At 45.7% G+C, this 18,703-nt stretch carries 17 protein-coding genes; 6 read left to right on the plus strand and 11 right to left on the minus strand.

From position 1 onward, the window contains the following. Positions 1-15: 15 nt before the first annotated feature. The 4 genes from benC to DS731_RS05515 all read left to right on the plus strand — a co-directional run bounded on the left by benC (position 16) and on the right by DS731_RS05515 (position 5,380). A complete protein-coding gene (benC, locus tag DS731_RS05500; protein WP_119500381.1) occupies positions 16-1,038 on the plus strand; it encodes a benzoate 1,2-dioxygenase electron transfer component BenC in 1,023 nt (340 codons plus the stop codon). After that, positions 1,035-1,814: a 1,6-dihydroxycyclohexa-2,4-diene-1-carboxylate dehydrogenase gene (locus tag DS731_RS05505; protein WP_119500382.1), complete on the plus strand. Its 780-nt coding sequence runs from the start codon at positions 1,035-1,037 to the stop codon at positions 1,812-1,814. The genes benC and DS731_RS05505 overlap by 4 nt, the downstream gene beginning before the upstream one ends. A 184-nt stretch (positions 1,815-1,998) precedes the next feature. Then, positions 1,999-3,201: a benzoate/H(+) symporter BenE family transporter gene (locus DS731_RS05510; protein ID WP_119500383.1), complete on the plus strand. Its 1,203-nt coding sequence runs from the start codon at positions 1,999-2,001 to the stop codon at positions 3,199-3,201. 328 nt (positions 3,202-3,529) lie between these two features. Continuing rightward, on the plus strand, positions 3,530-5,380 hold the full coding sequence (locus tag DS731_RS05515) for a tannase/feruloyl esterase family alpha/beta hydrolase (RefSeq protein WP_202980708.1): 1,851 nt from the start codon (positions 3,530-3,532) through the stop codon (positions 5,378-5,380). 98 nt (positions 5,381-5,478) lie between these two features. On the opposite strand, the gene DS731_RS05520 is transcribed toward DS731_RS05515, so the two are convergent. The 11 genes from DS731_RS05520 to DS731_RS05570 form a co-directional block, all read right to left on the minus strand. After that, the gene (locus DS731_RS05520; protein WP_119500385.1) at positions 5,479-6,270 is read right to left on the minus strand and encodes an IclR family transcriptional regulator; all 792 of its coding nucleotides are present in this window, start codon (positions 6,268-6,270) and stop codon (positions 5,479-5,481) included. Between the two features lie 106 nt (positions 6,271-6,376). Next, entirely contained in the window at positions 6,377-7,090 is a 714-nt protein-coding gene (locus tag DS731_RS05525; RefSeq protein WP_119500386.1) for an ABC transporter ATP-binding protein, read from the minus strand. Position 7,091: 1 nt separating this feature from the next. Continuing rightward, positions 7,092-7,850 (minus strand): ABC transporter ATP-binding protein, encoded by a 759-nt coding sequence (locus DS731_RS05530; protein WP_119500387.1) that lies wholly within the window; start codon positions 7,848-7,850, stop codon positions 7,092-7,094. Then, positions 7,847-8,815 (minus strand): branched-chain amino acid ABC transporter permease, encoded by a 969-nt coding sequence (locus DS731_RS05535; protein WP_119500388.1) that lies wholly within the window; start codon positions 8,813-8,815, stop codon positions 7,847-7,849. Before DS731_RS05535 ends, DS731_RS05530 begins: the two co-directional genes overlap by 4 nt. 9 nt (positions 8,816-8,824) lie before the next feature. After that, positions 8,825-9,688, minus strand: coding sequence for a branched-chain amino acid ABC transporter permease (locus DS731_RS05540; RefSeq protein ID WP_119500389.1), 864 nt, complete (start codon positions 9,686-9,688; stop codon positions 8,825-8,827). A 52-nt stretch (positions 9,689-9,740) separates the two neighbouring features. Continuing rightward, on the minus strand, positions 9,741-10,928 hold the full coding sequence (locus DS731_RS05545) for an ABC transporter substrate-binding protein (protein WP_232373487.1): 1,188 nt from the start codon (positions 10,926-10,928) through the stop codon (positions 9,741-9,743). A 128-nt stretch (positions 10,929-11,056) separates the two neighbouring features. Beyond that, on the minus strand, positions 11,057-12,226 hold the full coding sequence (locus DS731_RS05550; RefSeq protein WP_119500390.1) for a DcaP family trimeric outer membrane transporter: 1,170 nt from the start codon (positions 12,224-12,226) through the stop codon (positions 11,057-11,059). Between the two features lie 524 nt (positions 12,227-12,750). After that, positions 12,751-13,533 (minus strand): alpha/beta fold hydrolase, encoded by a 783-nt coding sequence (locus tag DS731_RS05555; RefSeq protein WP_119500391.1) that lies wholly within the window; start codon positions 13,531-13,533, stop codon positions 12,751-12,753. After that, positions 13,533-14,741, minus strand: coding sequence for a 3-oxoadipyl-CoA thiolase (gene pcaF / locus DS731_RS05560; RefSeq protein WP_119500392.1), 1,209 nt, complete (start codon positions 14,739-14,741; stop codon positions 13,533-13,535). The genes DS731_RS05555 and pcaF overlap by 1 nt, the downstream gene beginning before the upstream one ends. Continuing rightward, a complete protein-coding gene (locus tag DS731_RS05565) occupies positions 14,738-15,556 on the minus strand; it encodes a CoA-transferase subunit beta (RefSeq protein ID WP_119500393.1) in 819 nt (272 codons plus the stop codon). Before DS731_RS05565 ends, pcaF begins: the two co-directional genes overlap by 4 nt. A 1-nt stretch (position 15,557) precedes the next feature. Next, positions 15,558-16,373: a CoA transferase subunit A gene (locus DS731_RS05570; RefSeq protein WP_119500394.1), complete on the minus strand. Its 816-nt coding sequence runs from the start codon at positions 16,371-16,373 to the stop codon at positions 15,558-15,560. A gap of 270 nt (positions 16,374-16,643) precedes the next feature. Here DS731_RS05570 and DS731_RS05575 point away from each other — a divergent pair, with 270 nt between their 5' ends. Then, positions 16,644-17,423 carry an IclR family transcriptional regulator domain-containing protein gene (locus DS731_RS05575; protein ID WP_119500395.1) on the plus strand — a complete coding sequence of 260 codons (780 nt, stop codon included), beginning with the start codon at positions 16,644-16,646 and terminating at the stop codon, positions 17,421-17,423. Positions 17,424-17,576: 153 nt separating this feature from the next. Continuing rightward, positions 17,577-18,692 (plus strand): muconate cycloisomerase family protein, encoded by a 1,116-nt coding sequence (locus tag DS731_RS05580; RefSeq protein WP_119500396.1) that lies wholly within the window; start codon positions 17,577-17,579, stop codon positions 18,690-18,692. Positions 18,693-18,703 lie beyond the last annotated feature (11 nt).

Below are 18,703 nucleotides of genomic sequence, written 5' to 3' on the forward strand. Positions count from 1 at the left end.
GATGGAGTAGAAGTTATGTCTTTTAAAGTTGCGCTCAATTTTGAGGACGGGGTTACCCGCGTAATCGAATGCAATGATGGTGAAACAGTTCTCGATGCTGCTTATCGGGCTCATGTGAAACTGCCAATGGACTGCTCCGACGGTGTTTGCGGAACCTGTAAAGGTACGTGCAAGCAGGGAAAATACGATTTAGGTGATGAGTACATAGATGAAGCGCTGACAGATGACGAAGCTGCTGATGGTGTGGTTCTCACTTGTCAAATGGTGCCGGAATCAAATGTAGTCGTCAGTATTCCCGCAGCTTCATCACTCTGTTCATCCGGACCACAGAGCCTTACTGCTACTGTAGAGACTGTGCAGTCTTTATCGGAGACAACAATTGAACTTAATGTGACGTTGTCCGAACCACTGCAGTTTCTTCCTGGACAGTACGTCAATCTGGGGATTCCGGGGTCAGATGACAGCAGGGCATATTCTTTCAGCTCGGCACCGGGCGCACAAAAAGCCAGCTTTCTTATCAGAAACGTTCCCAACGGTAAGATGAGCTCATATCTTCGAGATAAGGCTGCGCCTGGTGACGAGCTCCCCCTTACCGGCCCATTAGGTAGCTTCTATTTGCGTGCAGTTGAAAGACCTGTGCTAATGCTTGCCGGAGGGACTGGTCTTGCACCTATTCTGTCGATGTTAGAGCTGATTGCAGAAGAGGGAGCTGAGAAACAGGTATTTTTACTTTACGGCGTAACAAATGTAGATGATTTGGTGAAGCTGGAAGCATTGAACGCGTTCGCAGAAAAAATGAGTAATTTCTCTTATGCAACCGTTGTGGTGAATCCGGATAGTAAGCATGAGAAATTAGGCTTTGTTACTGAACACATGAATGCGGTTCCATTTGCAATTGCAGACGCCGATACCTATTTGTGCGGACCACCTCCTATGGTCGATGCCGTAAGGCAATATTTCAAACAGGAAGCAACTGAGCCGGCAAGCTTCCATTATGAGAAATTCAATCCGAGCACCCCGAAAGAGAAAGCCGCATGAACCGGCGTTTTGAGGGGCAAGTTATAGTAGTGACTGGTGCCGGGCAGGGAATTGGTCTTCGGGTAGCAGAACGTGCATCAGAAGAGGGAGCTAAAGTCGTTTTGGTGGACCGTGCCAGTCATATTCACGAAATTGCTTCTTCGCTTGTGAAACAAGGCAAAGAAGCTATTGCAGTTGAGGCTGATCTTGAGACCTGGGAAGGGGCTGTTGGCGCTGTTGAGAATGCTAAGGCCCATTTCGGCCACATTGACAAGCTCATCAACAATGTGGGAGGTACGATCTGGGCCAAGCCTTATGAGCACTATCAACCTTCAGAGATAGAAAAAGAAGTACGCCGTTCTTTATTCCCTACACTCTGGTGTTGCAGGGCTGTACTTCCTGCTTTACTTGAAAATGGTCATGGCGCTATTGTGAATGTGTCTTCTGTCGCGACCCGCGGGGTAAACCGTGTGCCATATGCTGCTGCCAAAGGCGGCGTAAACGCACTAACTGTGGCGCTTGCATTTGAATATGCGGAGTATAACATCCGCGTAAATGCCACGGCACCGGGTGGCACTGACGCGCCGGCCAGAATCATCCCAAGGAATGAACAGCAGCAATCTGACGAAGAAGCAATCTGGTATCAGCAGATTGTTGATCAGACCAAAAATACTAGTTTCATGGGCCGTTACGGCACGTTGGATGAACAGGCTTCCGCAATTTTGTTTCTTGCGTCAGACGAAGCAAGCTACATAACTGGCACCATTTTACCGGTTGCCGGAGGAGATTGTGGCTGACATTCGTCGTATAACCCTTCAACCATTGCAAACATTCCGGTGACAGTTCTGTCACTGGAATGCTTGTTACCAGACTCAGTCTGCCACTCGCTATTACACACTATCCATTCTGCGAATTTATCGCTTCTCAAAGTAACCAGTCTTTTTGCCTTTTCTAAAATGTAACACATGAGGAATCTTCAATATGTCCGGACCTTCTAATTCTGTATTTTTTCCTCCATTGAAAGACTGGTCGCTGTCCGCTGCAGTTGCCGGTGTTTTGGCTTCTACAATGGGTTATGCGGGGCCGCTTGTTATTCTTTTTAAGGTTGCAGAAGCTGCGAATCTGAGCAATGAAGTACTGACATCCTGGATATGGGGGATGTCAATTGCCAGTGGTTTGTTGTGCGGCTGGTTCAGTTTGAGATACCGGATACCATTGCTGTTTGCCTGGAACGCGCCGGGCTCAGCATTACTGGTAACGCTTGTTCCGGGTATGGCGTGGAGTGAGGTGATTGGCGCTTACGTAATGGCTGGCGTAATTCTGTTGCTGCTTGGAATTTCCGGGGCTTTTGAAAAGTTAGTCAGACGACTACCGCTTTCAGTTGCGGCGGCCTTACTAGCAGGCATTCTTGTGCATTTTAGTCTGGATTTATTTTCGCAGATGTCCGGCTCGCCAATGCTTGGAATCACTATGTTCGTTGCCTATATTATTTTGAGGCAGCTTTTACCTCGTTATACCATTATGCTCACTGTGGCTATTGGTGTGTTGGTACTTCTGGCCACCTACGATTTATCTTTTTCAGATGTGCAATGGAAAGTATCTGTGCCTCAGTGGTACTGGCCAACATTTTCAATCACGTCTCTTTTCAGTATCGCCATACCTTTGGTGCTGGTTGCTGTAAGCGGTCAGTTCATTACTGGGATCGCTATCCTGCGACAGGACAAATATGATCCGCCGGCAAATTCTATTGTTGCCGGTAGCGGATTGTTAAGTATTTTGTTCGCTCCTACAGCCTGTCATGGCGTTAATCTTTCGGCTATCACAGCTGCAATTTGTACCGGTAAAGACGCTAACCCGGATCCGGGGAAGCGGTATTTCGGACCAGTAGTCGCAATGCTCTGGTATCTTATGTTTGGTCTGTTTAGTGCTGCTTTAGTCAGTATTATTCAATCATTTCCGGCCGCATTCATTGCGATGGTAGCTGGTATAGCACTATTAGGCGCCCTCGAAGGCTCGCTAAATGCCGCTATGAGCCAACCCACACAGCGAGAAGCGGCATTGTGTACATTTCTGGTAACAGCGTCTGATCTGTCATTGCTAGGGCTATCTTCTGCTTTTTGGGGGCTGATATTTGGTGGCGGGATCGTATTAGTTCAGAGTTTTTTACTTCGCAAAAATCAATAGGAAGGGTTTAATAATTAAGGTTCAAAGGCTCTTCTGACAACATACCTTCTAAGTATCACTTTTAACAAATATGGTATTTGTTAAGCAATTTTAGTTTCGTTATTTTTCAATGTGTAAACAATTGTTAAACAAAATAATAACTAACTTTTTACTTTGTGGTGTTTACGAGCGCTTGTCAGTGAACGTCTCTTTCAATTCAGATTGAAAGGCTAAGGCCAAATTCTGAAGTCTGACAGCAGTCCGGCCAGATTATGATGCAATTAAGACGTTGCTGTCTCAGTTAGCATTATTTTCAGGTCATAAAATGAAAAGTCAGTAGAGGCTTCATATGATTCGTACAAAGAAAAACACACAATTCCAAAAGCTTTTATTTAATCGAAATCTCATTTACGCAGCGTTGTTTATGCCAGTTGTTGCCCTGACGGGCTGCGGTGATGATGAACCTGATGATGGTGATATTGCCGAGCTCCCCTCAGAAACAGTTTTGAGTTGTGATGACAGTTTCATCACAAGCCTTGAAACAGACTCAGAAACCAGTGTCCTTCTGGTGCATGCATTTGCTCAGGGCGATGAGATAACTCTGGATGGATCCGAAACAAACATGACTGCAGCGGTAGACATGTGTCTTGTAAAGATACTGGTTGGGCCCGGGAATCCGGGTACTGATGGATTGCCTTCGACTTCACAAGGTATCGGGGTAGAAATATGGTTACCTGGTCCCCAAAACTGGAATGGCAGAATCCGGAACCTTGGCGGAGGTGGGTGGGCAGGTGGCTCACAAACATCACTTACAGAAATAGGTAACAGCCAGGCTTCTCTGGTAGCGGAACAGGGATTTGTGGTAGGAACTACTGATACTGGTCACACGGTAACAGGAACTGGCTCTTTCGCTATGGACGAAAACGGTTCTGTCAATGAGAGGTTATGGGAAGATTTTGCTGACCGCGCACTTGAAAAGCTCGCGGAAAAAACAAAAGACATAGTTAAGCAATACTATGGTAAAGAGGAAGATTATGCATATTGGGATGGTTGCTCTACTGGAGGTCGTCAGGGTTATAAGATGGCTCAGGAGCATCCTGAATATTACGATGGCTATTTAAATCAAGCTCCTGCAATTAATTGGACTCGTTTTATTACCAATGAGTTATATCCTCAGATAGTGATGCAACAGGAGCTGGGTGGTCCTATTGCTTCAGAAAAACTGGCGTTAGTTAGTGGAGCGGCGGTAAGTGCATGTGATGTTATCAACGACCAGCACTTAGGTTTCATCGTTGATCCTAACTCTTGTGCTTACAATCCCCTGAAAGATGAGGAAGTTCTGTGTGCAGGAGAAGTTGGTGATGGGGTTACCGGTATTAGTGAAAGCAGCGCATGTGTATCGGAGGCCGAGGCGGTAGCAATTAATAAAATTTGGTATGGTCAAACCGTTGACGGAACCGCACCAGATCCAGACGAAGATAATGCTGGAAATGCATTCCTCACAGCGGAACATAAACAATTGTGGTGGGGGTTAGACCGCGGTACTAATCTGGAGTATTTGTCTGGCAGTATTTTTGGCCCGTTCTCAATCTCTTCTGACCTGGTAGCGTTGGAATTGCAAGATCCAACAATTGCGACTCCGACTTTCAGGAATTCAACCGGGAATGGCGAAGATGGTTGGAAATTGCTAAGTTACGCTGACTTAGCGTATGCATATACTGAAGGTTTAGCGTTACAAAATTGGTTTGGTAATATAAATACTGATAATCCGGACTTATCTTCGGCTAAAGAGAGTGGAGCCCGGATCATCAGTTATCACGGTCTCGCGGACCAGTTAATTACCGCAGACGGATCAATAAACTATTTTAATCGTGTCGCAGATAAAATGGGAGGAATGGAAAATGTTCAGGATTTCAATCGTCTTTATTTAATACCTGGCTATGGACATTGTAGAGGCATAGGATCTGTAAACGGCACGGAAAGCCCGGAACTAAACGCCAATAATGTGCCTCTTCCGGCCCCTGAGCAATTCTTTAATCTACTTATGGATTGGGTAGAAAATGGCGTTGCTCCGCCCGATGATGTGATCCTCAGCTCAGCTGATGATAGTGTGACAATGCCCGTCTGTTCATATCCGAAAAAGGCAGTTTATAGCGGCACTGGATCTATTACAGATGCATCAAGTTACACGTGTGAATGAATCAAGCTGAGTCAAGAAACTTAAAGAACAGTCTCTGGCGGTGAGCACTCACTGCCAGAGAAACTCCCTTCATGCTACCCGATTCGCATCAGGCACTATCATATACCCGCTATTTTCCGGGTTGCTGCTTCACACGCGTTAATAACTGACTGAACATAAACACAGCTTTTAGTAACGGGCGTATCACTGCTTAAGCCGAGCAAACTTACCACTGAATTCACAGAGCCATCCAGGCTAAATATCGGAGCTGCGATCACATTGATGTCCGGTAAAAAATCCTCTTTAAAACAGCACAACCCTTCTCTTTTTATTTCATTCAGAAGGCTGTAAAACTGTTCTTTGTAAACAGGTTTTCCCATGTATCTGGGTAAGGGGGCGGGGGCGTTAAAATACGCTTCTACAAGTTCTCTTCGACGCGATAGTGGGAGGTTTGATAGGAAAATTCTTCCTGCAGCGGAATTAAAAGGTGAAAGTTCAGAGCCAAGGCGGATATTCACCGGAAGGAAGCGGCTTGAGTCCAGCCATTTGATAACCAGTGGTACATCTCCATTCCAGATGGTGATAGTTATTGTTTTATCGAGCTCCTGATGCAACCGGTCTGCATATTCGAAGGCGACCTGAACGGGGTTCAGGTTCCTTAACGCTGACATTCCTAATCGTACACTACTGAATGACAGGGTATATTTTGAATTTTCTAGCTGAGCCACATAACCTAATTTAGTGAAACTCACCAGGTACTTATGAAGTCTGCTTGGGCTCATATTAGAAAGTTCAGATAGTTTCGTTAGCGAAACCGGAGAACTGTGTTCGGCAATGAGTCTGAGAACTTCCATTCCCAACTCCAGTGAATTTATGCCTTGTCTCGCCGAGACGCCTTGTTTTTCTGACATGGCTCATTTCTATTTTTGGTTATAAAAAACCGGTCATCTATTGTGACCGGTTTGCTGAAGGGACATACTTCTATATATGTTTCGTCAGGAAAATATCACATTTTGGTCATACAGCAAGGGAGGACTCAATAAATGTCTTATTGGCAAGGAGGGCTTCAGAGTCGCCGCTAAACTTTATTTTACCCTTAACAATCAAAATGTGCTGATCGCATAATTCTTCCAGTACTTTGATATTTTTATCAACAATAATAGTAGAAACACCCGTTGCTTTAATTTTTCGTATAACGTCCCAGATTTCCTTGCGGATAAGGGGAGCAAGTCCTTCTGTCGCCTCATCAAGAATTAACAGGTCGGGGTTAGTCAGCAGAGCACGACCGATGGCCAGCATTTGTTGCTCACCACCAGATAACTGAGTACCCTTATTCGTGAGTCTTTCAGTGAGTCGTGGGAATACATCCAGCACTTGGTCATACGTCCAGTTCTCCTCGCCGCGGGAGTTTTTTCTTGCGGCCATCTGTAAGTGTTCTTTTACTGTGAGATTATGAAACATACCGCGGCCTTCAGGAACATAGGCAATATCGTTGCGCATGCGTTGCCATGTCGGTTGTGTATCGATATCCTCTCCCTTATAACGTATTGTGCCACTGCGGGGACGTACAATACCAAGTATGGACTTCAACGTAGTTGATTTACCCATACCATTCCGCCCCATGATACTTACGGTTTCACCTTTCTGAATACTGAAAGATATACCGTGCAGAATGTGGCTTTCGCCGTACAAGGTATGGATTCCATTTACTTCGAGAATATTGTTTTTCATCTCAGAATACCTCATCGTCATTACCCAGGTACGCTTCCTGGACCAGTGGGTTTGAACGGATATTATCGACGACATCTGTGATTAAGTGTTGACCATCCACCATCACTGTCATCAAATCTGACAGTTCAAAAACCGCGTCCATATCGTGCTCTACCAATACAATGCAATATCTTTGCTTCAGCTTTTTAAGCAGCTCAATAATAGTCTGAGACTCCTCATGACCCATGCCAGCCATTGGCTCATCCAATAACAAGACTTGCGGGGCTGTAGCGAGTACCATAGCAATCTCTAATTGCCTTTGTTCACCGTAACTGATGGCTCCGGCACGGGTATTTGCACGACGGCTAAGACCAGCCTGCTCAAGCGCGTCCAGCGCTATTTCTCTCACTTTCTTATCAGCCTGACGTGGTTGGAACAAGTTAAAGCACTTACCTATACGCTGCTGCGCGGCGATGCTGCAATTTTCTAAGCATGTAGCTTCCCTGAAAATATTCGTTTTCTGGAAACTACGTCCAATACCTTTGCGACAGAACTGGTAACTTTTCAGGTTGGTTATGTTCTCACCCTTATAGAGAATCACGCCTTTGGTAGCCGGGTATGTTCCGCAAAGAATATTCAGCATTGTGCTTTTCCCTGCGCCATTAGGACCGACTATGCCGTGTACTGATTTGTCATGAAACTTGATGTTAAATTCATTCAGAGCTTTAAGTCCGCCCCAATGTTTGGAGAGATTCTCCGCTTGTAAAATGCAATCGTTCATTTTCGTTTCCCCGTGACAAACTGTTCAACCAGACCCGCGATTCCACTTTTCAGTGTTAACACCATAATGATGATCAGTGACCCCATCCAGAACATCCAGTATTGCGTCATATGTTCAATGACATAATGAAGGCTCTCATAAACGAATACGCCAAGAATGGCACCAAAAATAGTACCTAGTCCGCCAAGAATGGCCATAACCAACGCAGATGCAGAAACCTCCCAGGACATCATCGTAGGATTTACAAACCCATATTGGAGCGAGAAAAGGTATCCGGCATAAGCAGCCAAAGACGATGACAAAACGTACGCAATCAGACGGAAATGAAAAATGTTGTAGCCGAGCGCCAATGCTCTGTCAGGATTTTCCTTTATTGCGTCAATAACCCTTCCGAAACGTGAATTGAGACTGATTTTACAAAACAGATAGCAATTGAACAGTGAAAGCAGGCAGAGGTAATAAAAGTGAATTTCATTATCCAGATCGAGAAAGTTCAACCCGAAAATACTGGTTTCGGGTTTCAGGTAGATAAACAGGCCGTCGAGACCACCATATTCGGTAGAGTCTGCGAAAAAGTAGAAGGTCATTTGTGCCAGTGCCAGTGTTATCATAATCATATAAATGCCACTTGTGCGAAGTACAATTAAACCCACTACAAACGCTATAACTGCACTGGCAGTCATTACATAAAAGGTATACAGCCAGAAATTAACCACTTCATATTCCGGAAGCATAATAGCGAACAGATAACCTCCCAGTCCGTAGAACATCGCGTGCCCTAAACTGATAAGACCGGTTCTGCCAACCAGATAATCCAGCGACATGACGAATATTGACAGGATGAGCATGCTGGAAATTTTGTTTACATAGAACGTGTTTTCATTGAAGAACAAGGGGATCCCAAGGGCAATGAAAAAGAACGCGAGAATGAATATTTTTTCAGCTTTGGTAGAAAATACAGACATCGGTATACCTTAACTTTTGAATAGCCCTTGTGGTTTGAAAATGAGGATAATTGCCATTAACAGATAAACTGTCATGCTCGACATCCCCGGTAACAAAACAGACGCGAAGGTATCTACGATGCCTACAAGCAAAGCTGCGACGAAGGCGCCTTTTATGGATCCCATTCCTCCGATGACAACCACTACAAAGCAGGATATTAAAACCCTTTCACCCATACCTGGCACCAGGCTGACAATTGGCGCTGATACGATTCCCGCCAGTGCAGATAAGGTAACGCCAACGGCAAATACAATGGTGAAAAGCTTGCCAATATTTACGCCCAGATTTTCCACCATTTCCCGGTTTGATTCTCCAGCCCGGATCATCATTCCAAGTTTTGTGTTATTGATGATGTAGTACATCGCAACGGCGATTGCTACACACAATACTGAGACGAATAAGCGGTAAACTGGATACTCAACAATGTCAGTTATTTGTATTGAGGAAGAGAGAAGTGATGGCACCTGAACGCCAAGAGGATCATTGCCCCAGATAAAGCTCTGTGCAGCATTAAAGATAAAAATCAGACCGACAGTTAACAGAACCTGATCCAGATGATCCCGTTTATATAAATGTACGATCAGAAAGCGCTCAATAACTATTCCGAGAATCATTGCGATAAGACATGCAATGATAACCGCAAATAAGAAGTTATCTGTTACCGTCGCGAAGTAATACACGAGGTAAGCGCCAATCATATACATTGAACCGTGGGCAAGGTTCAGTATTCCCATTACGCCAAAAACTAACGTAAGCCCGGATGCAATCAGAAACAGGAGAAGCCCGTATTGAACACCATTCAACAACTGCACCAGGAATAAAGACATATCCATACTATTACACCTTATAAAGGAAGCCCGCAGGCTTCCGTACAACGCTTGATGCTTATAATCTGCAACCGCGAGCAGGGTCACTCAGCTCGCTTGCGGCAGTTTTAACTACAACATTTTCTCCGTTTTCAACCTTTCTCAGGTAAATGTTCTGAATCGGGTTATGTGCTTTAGAAAAACGGAATGCACCACGGGGGCTGTCTATTTCCACCTTCTCCATCGCTTTGATCAGCGCATCTTTATCGCTTGTGTTACCCTTTGTAGCTTCGACAGCCTGAATTATTAATTGTCCGGCATCGTAACCCTGAACAGCGTATAAATCGGCAGGCTTGTTGTAGAGTGACTGGTAATGTTCACGGAAGGCTTTATTTTTCGGATTATCAAGCGTATCTGCATAGTGCAGCGTGGTGAGTAAACCTTCAGCAGAGTCACCTTGTGCTTCAATTGTTCCTTCCGTCAGGAATCCTGAACCGATAAGTGGAATTTTGCCTTTGAGGCCCAGAGCATCGTAATCTTTTACAAATTTGACTGAGCCGCCGCCAGCAAAGAATACGAAAACAGCATCTGGTTTAATTGAGGCTATTTCTGTCAGGTAAGACTGGAATTCTGTATTGGGAAACGGAACGTATATCTTTTTAACAACTTCGCCCCCTGCTTTCTCATAGGATTCTTCAAAAGCTTCTAAAGACTCCTTACCGAAACCATAATTCCAACTCATGGTTACGACCTTCTTATAGCCCATTTCAACCGCTTCGCTTCCCATAGGATATGCGGTCTGCCAGGATGAGAATGATGTCCGGAATACATTGGGCTGGCAAAAGGCGCCGGTCGCAGCATTGGCTCCCGCATTGGGAATAATCATGATGGAATCTTTATTTCGGATGGTTTTTATCATCCCCATAGCTACACCAGAGTGAACGGGTCCTACAATGAAATCGGCATCGTCTTTATCTGCCATTGCAGAGGTGAGTTCCGGCGCCCGCGCTGGTTTTGCTTCGGTATCACTGATCATGAATTCCACGGGACGACCGGCAATTTCATTACCATGTTCTTTCAACGCTTGTTTGAGGCCATTGGTTGCTGCTTCGCCCAGACCAGCATAAACGCCGCTATAAGGTAACATTACACCTATCTTAATCGGCTCCTCATCTGCATGGGCAGGAAAAGTAGCCATTAAAGTTGTGCCCATCATGCCTGTTGCCAACATGCACTGTTTAATAAATTTTTTATTCAGTTTCATCATTGTCTACTCGCATTTTTGAAAATTAAATTTCTGAACTTATGTAGTTATTTTTTAATTTGTAGAAATCTGGCTGATAATCTTGTCAGCTGGAGTACAAACCTGCCGGTTGGGCAGGTTCGGTAAAAAGCTTAGAAGTCGTATCTTGCTGAAACTTGTACCCGGCTCATGTCGCCGTCGAAACCGTTGACTGTTTCACGTTTGGCATAGGTATATTCAATACCAAGTGAGAGGGGAGCTGTTATGTGCTGGATGTAATTGATTCGGGTGCTGTAAACATCGTTAGTCAATGAACCCACCATGCCTTCAATCGTGTCGACATCCAGAGATGAGAAAATTATGTTTGACCGTGAACGCTCATTCCATGTATGGCGATACGCCAACGTAACGGCGGTAGCGTCAACAGCCTCAAACTTGCCTTCGGCATTAAGAAATGCACCATTTGCGGCGTTCACACCCACATATCTGCCAATACCAGAACCACTGGCAACCTGAATACGAATGTCATCACCATTACCAATGTTAATTCTTGAAGACAGCGAGAGCGAAACCCCAGTCTCGGTATAATCCTCTTCTGCAATTTCGTAAGCCAACTGGCGAACAAGACCACCGAATTTCACGTGGCCCCAGCCAGTTTTCATTGTGTAGGTAGCAATAAGATCCGGAACCGAGTTATCGTCTGTTGTAATCTGGGCTGTCTCGGTAGTACCGACAGTTGTTTCAGGATTTTCCAGAGCAATAGAAAATCCATTATTGGTATAGCGGATTTGAGGTTGACGGGTAAACGCAACGCCGTCGGTCGTTCCGATAAAGTCTACTGAATCGACCAGTGCACCGAGATCCATTATGGTTGACCATGTCTGGCCTACCAGCCAGTTACCATATTGCAGATATGCATGACGTAACCTTGGTACATATGAGTTACTTACTCTCTCGTCACCGCCAGAAGTCAGCAGAAAATCAAACTCCAGGACTCCTGTAACGCTGTTTTCGCCATCAACAGGTGTATTGGTTGTAAATCTGAAACGGGATTGTTTTGCATGAGCGTCAAATCGTCCGCCTAGATCATCATCTTCAGCGCCTGTCTGGACCAGAGAGGGAACGTAGATATCTCTCATCGGGCCAATACCTTCACCGTTTGAATAATCGCTGTACATTGCGTCGACCTTAATATAGCCATTAAATTTTACATCTGTACCAGCAATGTTGGCAGCGCTTGCCGTTTGGAGTTGAGTGAGTGCAGTAATTGTTGATACAGCGAGTAGGGTTTTGTTGAGCGTTTTTCGTTCTAAAGTGTTCATGGTTCTCTCCGTTGGAATTTGCAAAACACACGCTTTTATCTGAAACGTCCGAACAACACTGCTCACATCCTTGTTGTAAAATAAGTGTTATTTGATTGTTTCTTTATTTGGAGAAATTACGTTGAACTTTTTACATTATCCAATACTGAATGAGTCCCGTGGGATACCCTCTAAGTATCAGTGAAGGCTGATTTTAGTTTATGATGATAATGTTAAAAATGGTTTTAACTATTAAAATGCTGAAAAATATAGATTTGATTTTAGTTTGAACAGCGGCTGTTGAACTTTTACCTCCTGACAGAATGGGTGGCTTTTATTGATAATTGGTGAACCTATTTACTAAAAATAAATTTTCTGGAGGCTGCTCAGGAGAGTCAAAAAAGAGTTTTGATGCGCATCGATAAATGATCTCTACCGAAGCTGATAAAGAGATGTGCTACAGGCAGTGTTCAAAACGCCATATATTCAGATAAAAAGGGCGAACAAAATCAGGAAGCCCGCCCTTTGACTTACGGCGACTGGTTTCAGCGACAAGCGGTCGCCAAAAATTGTTTTACATGGTGCGTAAATTGTTCGGGTTGCTCCACTGAAGGAACGTGCCCCGTATCCGGCATTGCCAACAGTGGCGGATTCCCCAGGCTAAGCGATAATGTTGCCAGTAACGAAGGAGGGGTCGCCATGTCATCGCTTCCGGCAATCAATATTGTGGGGTGGTGTAGGGGAGTTAGTTCACCGATGAAGTTTCTTTCACCTATCCAGGCTGACAACAATCCGTAACTATGATCATCAACTTTCGAAAGTTCTTCTGTCCAGTGTACTACCTGGTCAGGCCGGGTTGCAGTAAAGACCTTACTGAACCAGCGGGAAACAAGCGTAGGGGCCATATTGCTAAGGCCTGATGATATTACGTCAGCTTGCCTGCGAAGCCAGCCTTCCCGGGTACCGATAACAAGACCAGTGTTCGTCAGCACAGCACTCAATAACCGGTCGCGATGATTAATAATCAATTGTTGTCCCAGCATTCCGCCAATAGATGTACCTACAAAATGGAACTGCTGGATCCCAGCCGAATCACATGCATTCAAAACAGCATCTACAATGCTGGTTTCATTAAGCGTGGTGATTTCTGATGCTACCGGTTTCGATTTTCCGTGGCCCGGCAAATCAAACCTGAGAATATGGAAACTATCCTTAAGGTGCTCAACTAAGTGATCCCATACATGCAAATTCATACCCAGGGGATGAGCGAGAACCAGGGCGGGATTATTTCTATCGCCAAGGGTTTCATAATTAAGTACTGGTGTCATTATGCCTCCGGATGTTCAATTAACATTGCAATTCCCTGGCCCACACCAATACACATAGTGCAAAGTGCGAGGCGTTTTCCCGTTTGCTGTAGTTGTACTGCTGCGGTGTGCACTAGGCGGGCGCCTGACATGCCCAGTGGATGTCCAAGGGCTATTGCCCCTCCATTCGGGTTTACTCTCGCGTCGTCATCTTTCAGACCTAACTCTCTCATACAGGCCAGTCCTTGCGAAGCGAATGCTTCATTCAATTCGATCACATCGACTTCTGCCAGAGAAATGCCGGTGCGTTGCAGGAGCTTTTGTACCGCTGCTACCGGGCCCATCCCCATTAGTGCAGGCTCAACACCCGCTGTTGCCATTGCTATAACGTTTGCAACAGGAAGTAGCCCGTGCTGTTTTACTGCCAGCTCACTGGCTATTAGCATGGCTGCAGCACCATCGTTTATGCCTGATGCATTGCCGGCAGTGACGGTCCCTCCTTCTCTGAAAGGTGCTCGCAACTTTGCCAGTGCTTCCAGTGTTGTCTGTGGTCTGAGATGCTCGTCAGTGTCAATTATAATGGGGTCGCCTTTGCGGGGGGTAAAGGTAACAGGTACAATTTCCTTTGCAAACCGGCCGGATTCCCTTGCTGCTAGTGCTTTTTGTTGAGAGCGCAAGGCAAATGCGTCCTGGTCCTGGCGGGAAATACCATATTTCTCAGCCACATTCTCAGCAGTTTCTGGCATCGTTTCAGTGCCATAGAGACTTTTAAGTGCGGGGTTAATAAAACGCCAGCCCATTGTCGTGTCTTCCAGTATTTGGCTACGGTCATATTCTGTTCCGGCTTTACCCATAACATACGGAGCACGTGACATCGACTCTACACCGCCAGCAAGAACAAGGTGAGATTCTCCGGCTCGTATTGCGCGGGAAGCCATTCCAATTGCATCCATTCCTGAGCCACATAAGCGGTTTATCGTTGTGGCAGACACTGATTGAGGTAAGCCTGACAGTAATACTGACATCCGCGCAACATTGCGGTTGTCTTCACCTGACTGGTTCGCGCACCCGAAAATTGCGTCATCTATAGCCGCAGGATCAAGGTCGCTTGCTTCTTTCACAGTTGCCCGGATAACCTGCGCGAGCAGATCATCGGGACGGATTGGAGCAAGGCCGCCGGCGTAGCGTCCAACCGCAGAACGTCGGGGGTGGCAAAGAGAGATTTTCATTGTGCATTCCCTCCAGCATGTTGTCTTGCTGTACGGGCTTTTAATTCGCGTAGCACTTTTAGCGATGCTTCATCGGGTACGGGTGTTTCATCGAGCTTTTCAGCGAATTTAATTTCCCAACCTGTGGCATCTTGTACTTGCTTTTGTGTCACTCCCGGATGAAGGCTTGTTACAACCAGTTCTTTGGTTTCTGGATCAGGTTTCAGAATACATAGATCAGTAATGACGACAGAGGGGCCCTTACCAATATTAGGATTATTTTCCCGGCCCTTACCATCGCGACCAAAACCCAGCGTTGTAACAAAGTCGACTTCTTTTACAAAAGTGCGGGTGGAGTGCTTTACAGTGATGAACACTTCTTTTGCATTTGTCGATATTTCAGGCGCACCGCCGCCTCCCGGCAAACGTACTTTAGGATGTGCATAACTATATGCACCATGTTTTCCGTCAGCCTGGTGCTCAGCTGCAATAACTGTGGTGTTAAGGTTTGCGAAACGATCGATTTGAGCGGTCCCCAGAAAACCTACGTCAATGTGGCCACCCTGAAGCCAGTAGCGAAACATTTCCGGTACCGAAACCGTGGTTAATGCCGATTCACACAGTTCGCCATCTCCTATCGAGAGAGGTAGCACATCAGGTTTTGTTTGAATGGTCCCTGATTCGTAAATTAAAGTTATGTCCGGCGCATGGGTAAGTCTTGCGACGTTTGCAGCTTCGCTGGGTAAACCAATACCAACAAAGCAACTGGACCCATTTGACAGAGCGCGGGCAGCAGTGATTGTCATCATTTCTGAAGGCGTATAAGACTGATTCATGTTACTGCTCTCCCTTTTTGTAAACGATGTTGTTTAGCCACACGGTGAACAGCTCACGGTCGCGGGCTATGTTGTCCCAATCTTTGTAATACTGATTGTCCCGCGGGTAATAGCCGTGAGCGTATGATGGTTTCGCGCCTCCGGGTACAACCGCAATGGTGTTTATGGTCCATGACGGAAGTACGCAGGCATTAGGACTTGCTTCTAATTCATCCACAATTTCTTCCACTGTCACAATGCTGTGTTTTGCTGAGAGCACGACTTCTTTTTGTATCCCGACAATGCCTTCAACCAGCACATTGCCCTTGCGGTCTGCTCTTTGTGCGTGAACGATTCCCACATCCGGGCGAATAGAGGGAATTGCTGCCAGTTCTTCGCCAGAAAACGGGCAAGTTATTTTTGCAATCTGACTATTCACAAGGGGTAATTCGCTACCGACATATCCACGAAACACTGCCAGCGGCAGGCCTGAAGCACCTGCTTCATAGGCGTTAGCCATTGCTGCATGACTGTGTTCTACCGTTTCCAGTGACCTGGGGAACTGGTTCTCAATAGCGTCGCGAACTCTGTGCAGAGAGCCCACACCAGGGTTGCCACCCCATGAAAATATGAGTTTTTTTACGCACCCGGCACCAACCAATTGGTCATAAATCAAGTCCGGTGTCATGCGTATAAGTGTCAGATCTCGTTTTTCCTGACGGATAATTTCATGACCTGCAGCGAAGGGAATAAGGTGGGTGAAACCTTCCATCGCAACGCTATCACCATCTTTCACCCCATCGCGAATAGCTTCTGCAAGTGAACTGAATATAGTCACAGTCTCTCCTTTGTTCGATATGCGAATTAAAATTTAATATGCGAACAAAATAAGCCATACTGTCTGTGACCGTCAAGATAAATTGTTAAAATTTTGTGCGGTCATTTGTTGTGGCATATTCAAGCTATTGATTTGTAAGCTAAGTATTCGAATACTTAAACGCGTAAAATAATTAGCTGCATGGTTAGGACGTGTTGGATAGAATTCATCCTGGGATGGCGAAGGGCTGCATACCGCAGAAATTTCAAACGACAAAGTTTTTAGGACAAGATGGAAGACGAAAGTATTACACCAGAACATCGCGATTTCGTTGGTGCGTTAGCTTCGGGTCTCGTAGTTATCCAGGCTTTTGATGCCAGTCACCGGCAAATGACTTTATCGGAAGTTGCTGAAAGAGCAGGAATGGACAGAGCAAAAGCCAGGAGGTTTCTGCTGACGCTTCATTCGCTGGGTTTTATTCGTAGAGATGGCAGGCTGTTCATGTTAACGCCGAAAGTACTTTCGCTTGGATATGCTTATAGCGCAGGCAATGATTATTTACCTGTCGTCGAACATTATCTTCATGAAGTGACTGCAGAACTTGGTGAGTCTTGTTCACTGGCTGTCCTGGACGGGCAAGACATAATCTATGTTGTACGTTCAAGTGCTGCTCACAGGTTAATGTCGATTAATCTTTCTGCGGGCATCAGATTGCCCGCTGCATACACGTCGATGGGACGGGTTTTGGCTGCCCAGTTAGGGGCTGATAGGAAGGAAGAGTGGTTGAACGGTGTGTCATTTAGTTCTTATACGAGTTTTAGTGTTAAAGACAAGGCACTATTGAGCTCTGAACTGCAGAAAGTCTCAGCTCAGGGGTACTGCATTGTTGATCAGGAATTGGAACTGGGTCTGAGATCCTTAGCAGCACCGGCTTTCAATCATAAAGGGCACTTAATAGGTGCCGTCAATATAAGTACGAATGCGCTACGGGTTTCACTGGAGGACCTGAAAGAGCGCTGTCTGCCTGTATTAATGGCAGCAATAGAAAATATCAGGGTGCATACCCGCTGAATATAAATTCAGATAGTTCTGCGATGCGAGCCACACATATTAAACAACCGCTCCATACCCTCAAGGTATAGCCTGATACCAATTCAATATTGGTCGCCACTTTTAAATCACACTAAGTTTACGTCTGTTCAACTTGGAGCTTGATTAATTAGTATGAGTTACATCGCTCACATCGAAACTTATATCGTCGATATTCCTACTATACGGCCACACAAATTGTCCGTGACATCAATGGCCGTTCAGTCGATGGTAATTGTTCGTGTCAGAGATAATGAAGGGCGTGAGGGGGTTGGCGAAGGTACGACCATTGGTGGTCTCGCATATGGACCTGAAAGTCCTGAAAGTATCAAACTTAATATTGATACATATTTCGTACAACACCTGCTCAATCAGCCTCTAAATAACATTAAAAAGTTGATGTTAGCCATAGATAAGAGTTGCAGGGGCAATGCTATTGCTAAATCTGCTATTGAAACGGCACTACTCGACCTGCAGGGAAAAATCCTGGGCGTGCCGGTTTCCACATTGTTGGGGGGAGCCTGCAATTCACACCTTCCATGCTTATGGGTACTTGCATCAGGTGATACGGAGCAAGATATTGAAGAAGCCCGGGCACTAATCGCAGAACGTAGACACAATGTTTTCAAACTAAAAATTGGTTCCCGCCACTATAAGGATGATGTTGCCCACGTTGGCAGAATAAAAGCAACTTTGGGTGATGAAATCAGTATTCGTGTAGACGTGAATCAGGCTTGGGATGAGCCTACCGCATCATTGGCGATGGCTGCATTGCAGGAAGTTGGCGTCGACCTGGTTGAACAGCCAACCCCGGCCAGAGATTTTTCCACTTTGGCTCGTCTGGCTCAAAAGTTTCACATGCCCATCCTGGCCGATGAATCCGTTCTGGATGCAACAGACGGCGTAAATCTATCTCGTGCTGGTTTCGGCGGTGCAGTGGCTCTGAAAATAGCAAAAGCCGGCGGACTTACCGGAGCACTGAATTTAGCGTCAGTGTGCCACGGGGCTGGCTTTGGTTTGTATGGCGGAACGATGCTCGAAGGAACCATTGGTACAGTGGCCTCGTTACACGCATGGGCTGCACTACCAAAAATTCAGTGGGGTACGGAAATGTTCGGGCCTCTGTTACAAAAAGACGACATCGTAAAAGTCCCGCTAACATACGCCAATAATGGAGTGGAAATTCCAACGCTGCCGGGACTGGGTGTAGAAATAGATGAAGACAAGTTTTCACAATATGTTCGCAAGTAACTAATCAGGAG

The sequence above is a fragment of the Alteromonas sp. RKMC-009 genome, assembly GCF_003584565.2.
In the GTDB taxonomy this organism is placed as follows: Bacteria; Pseudomonadota; Gammaproteobacteria; order Enterobacterales; family Alteromonadaceae; genus Alteromonas.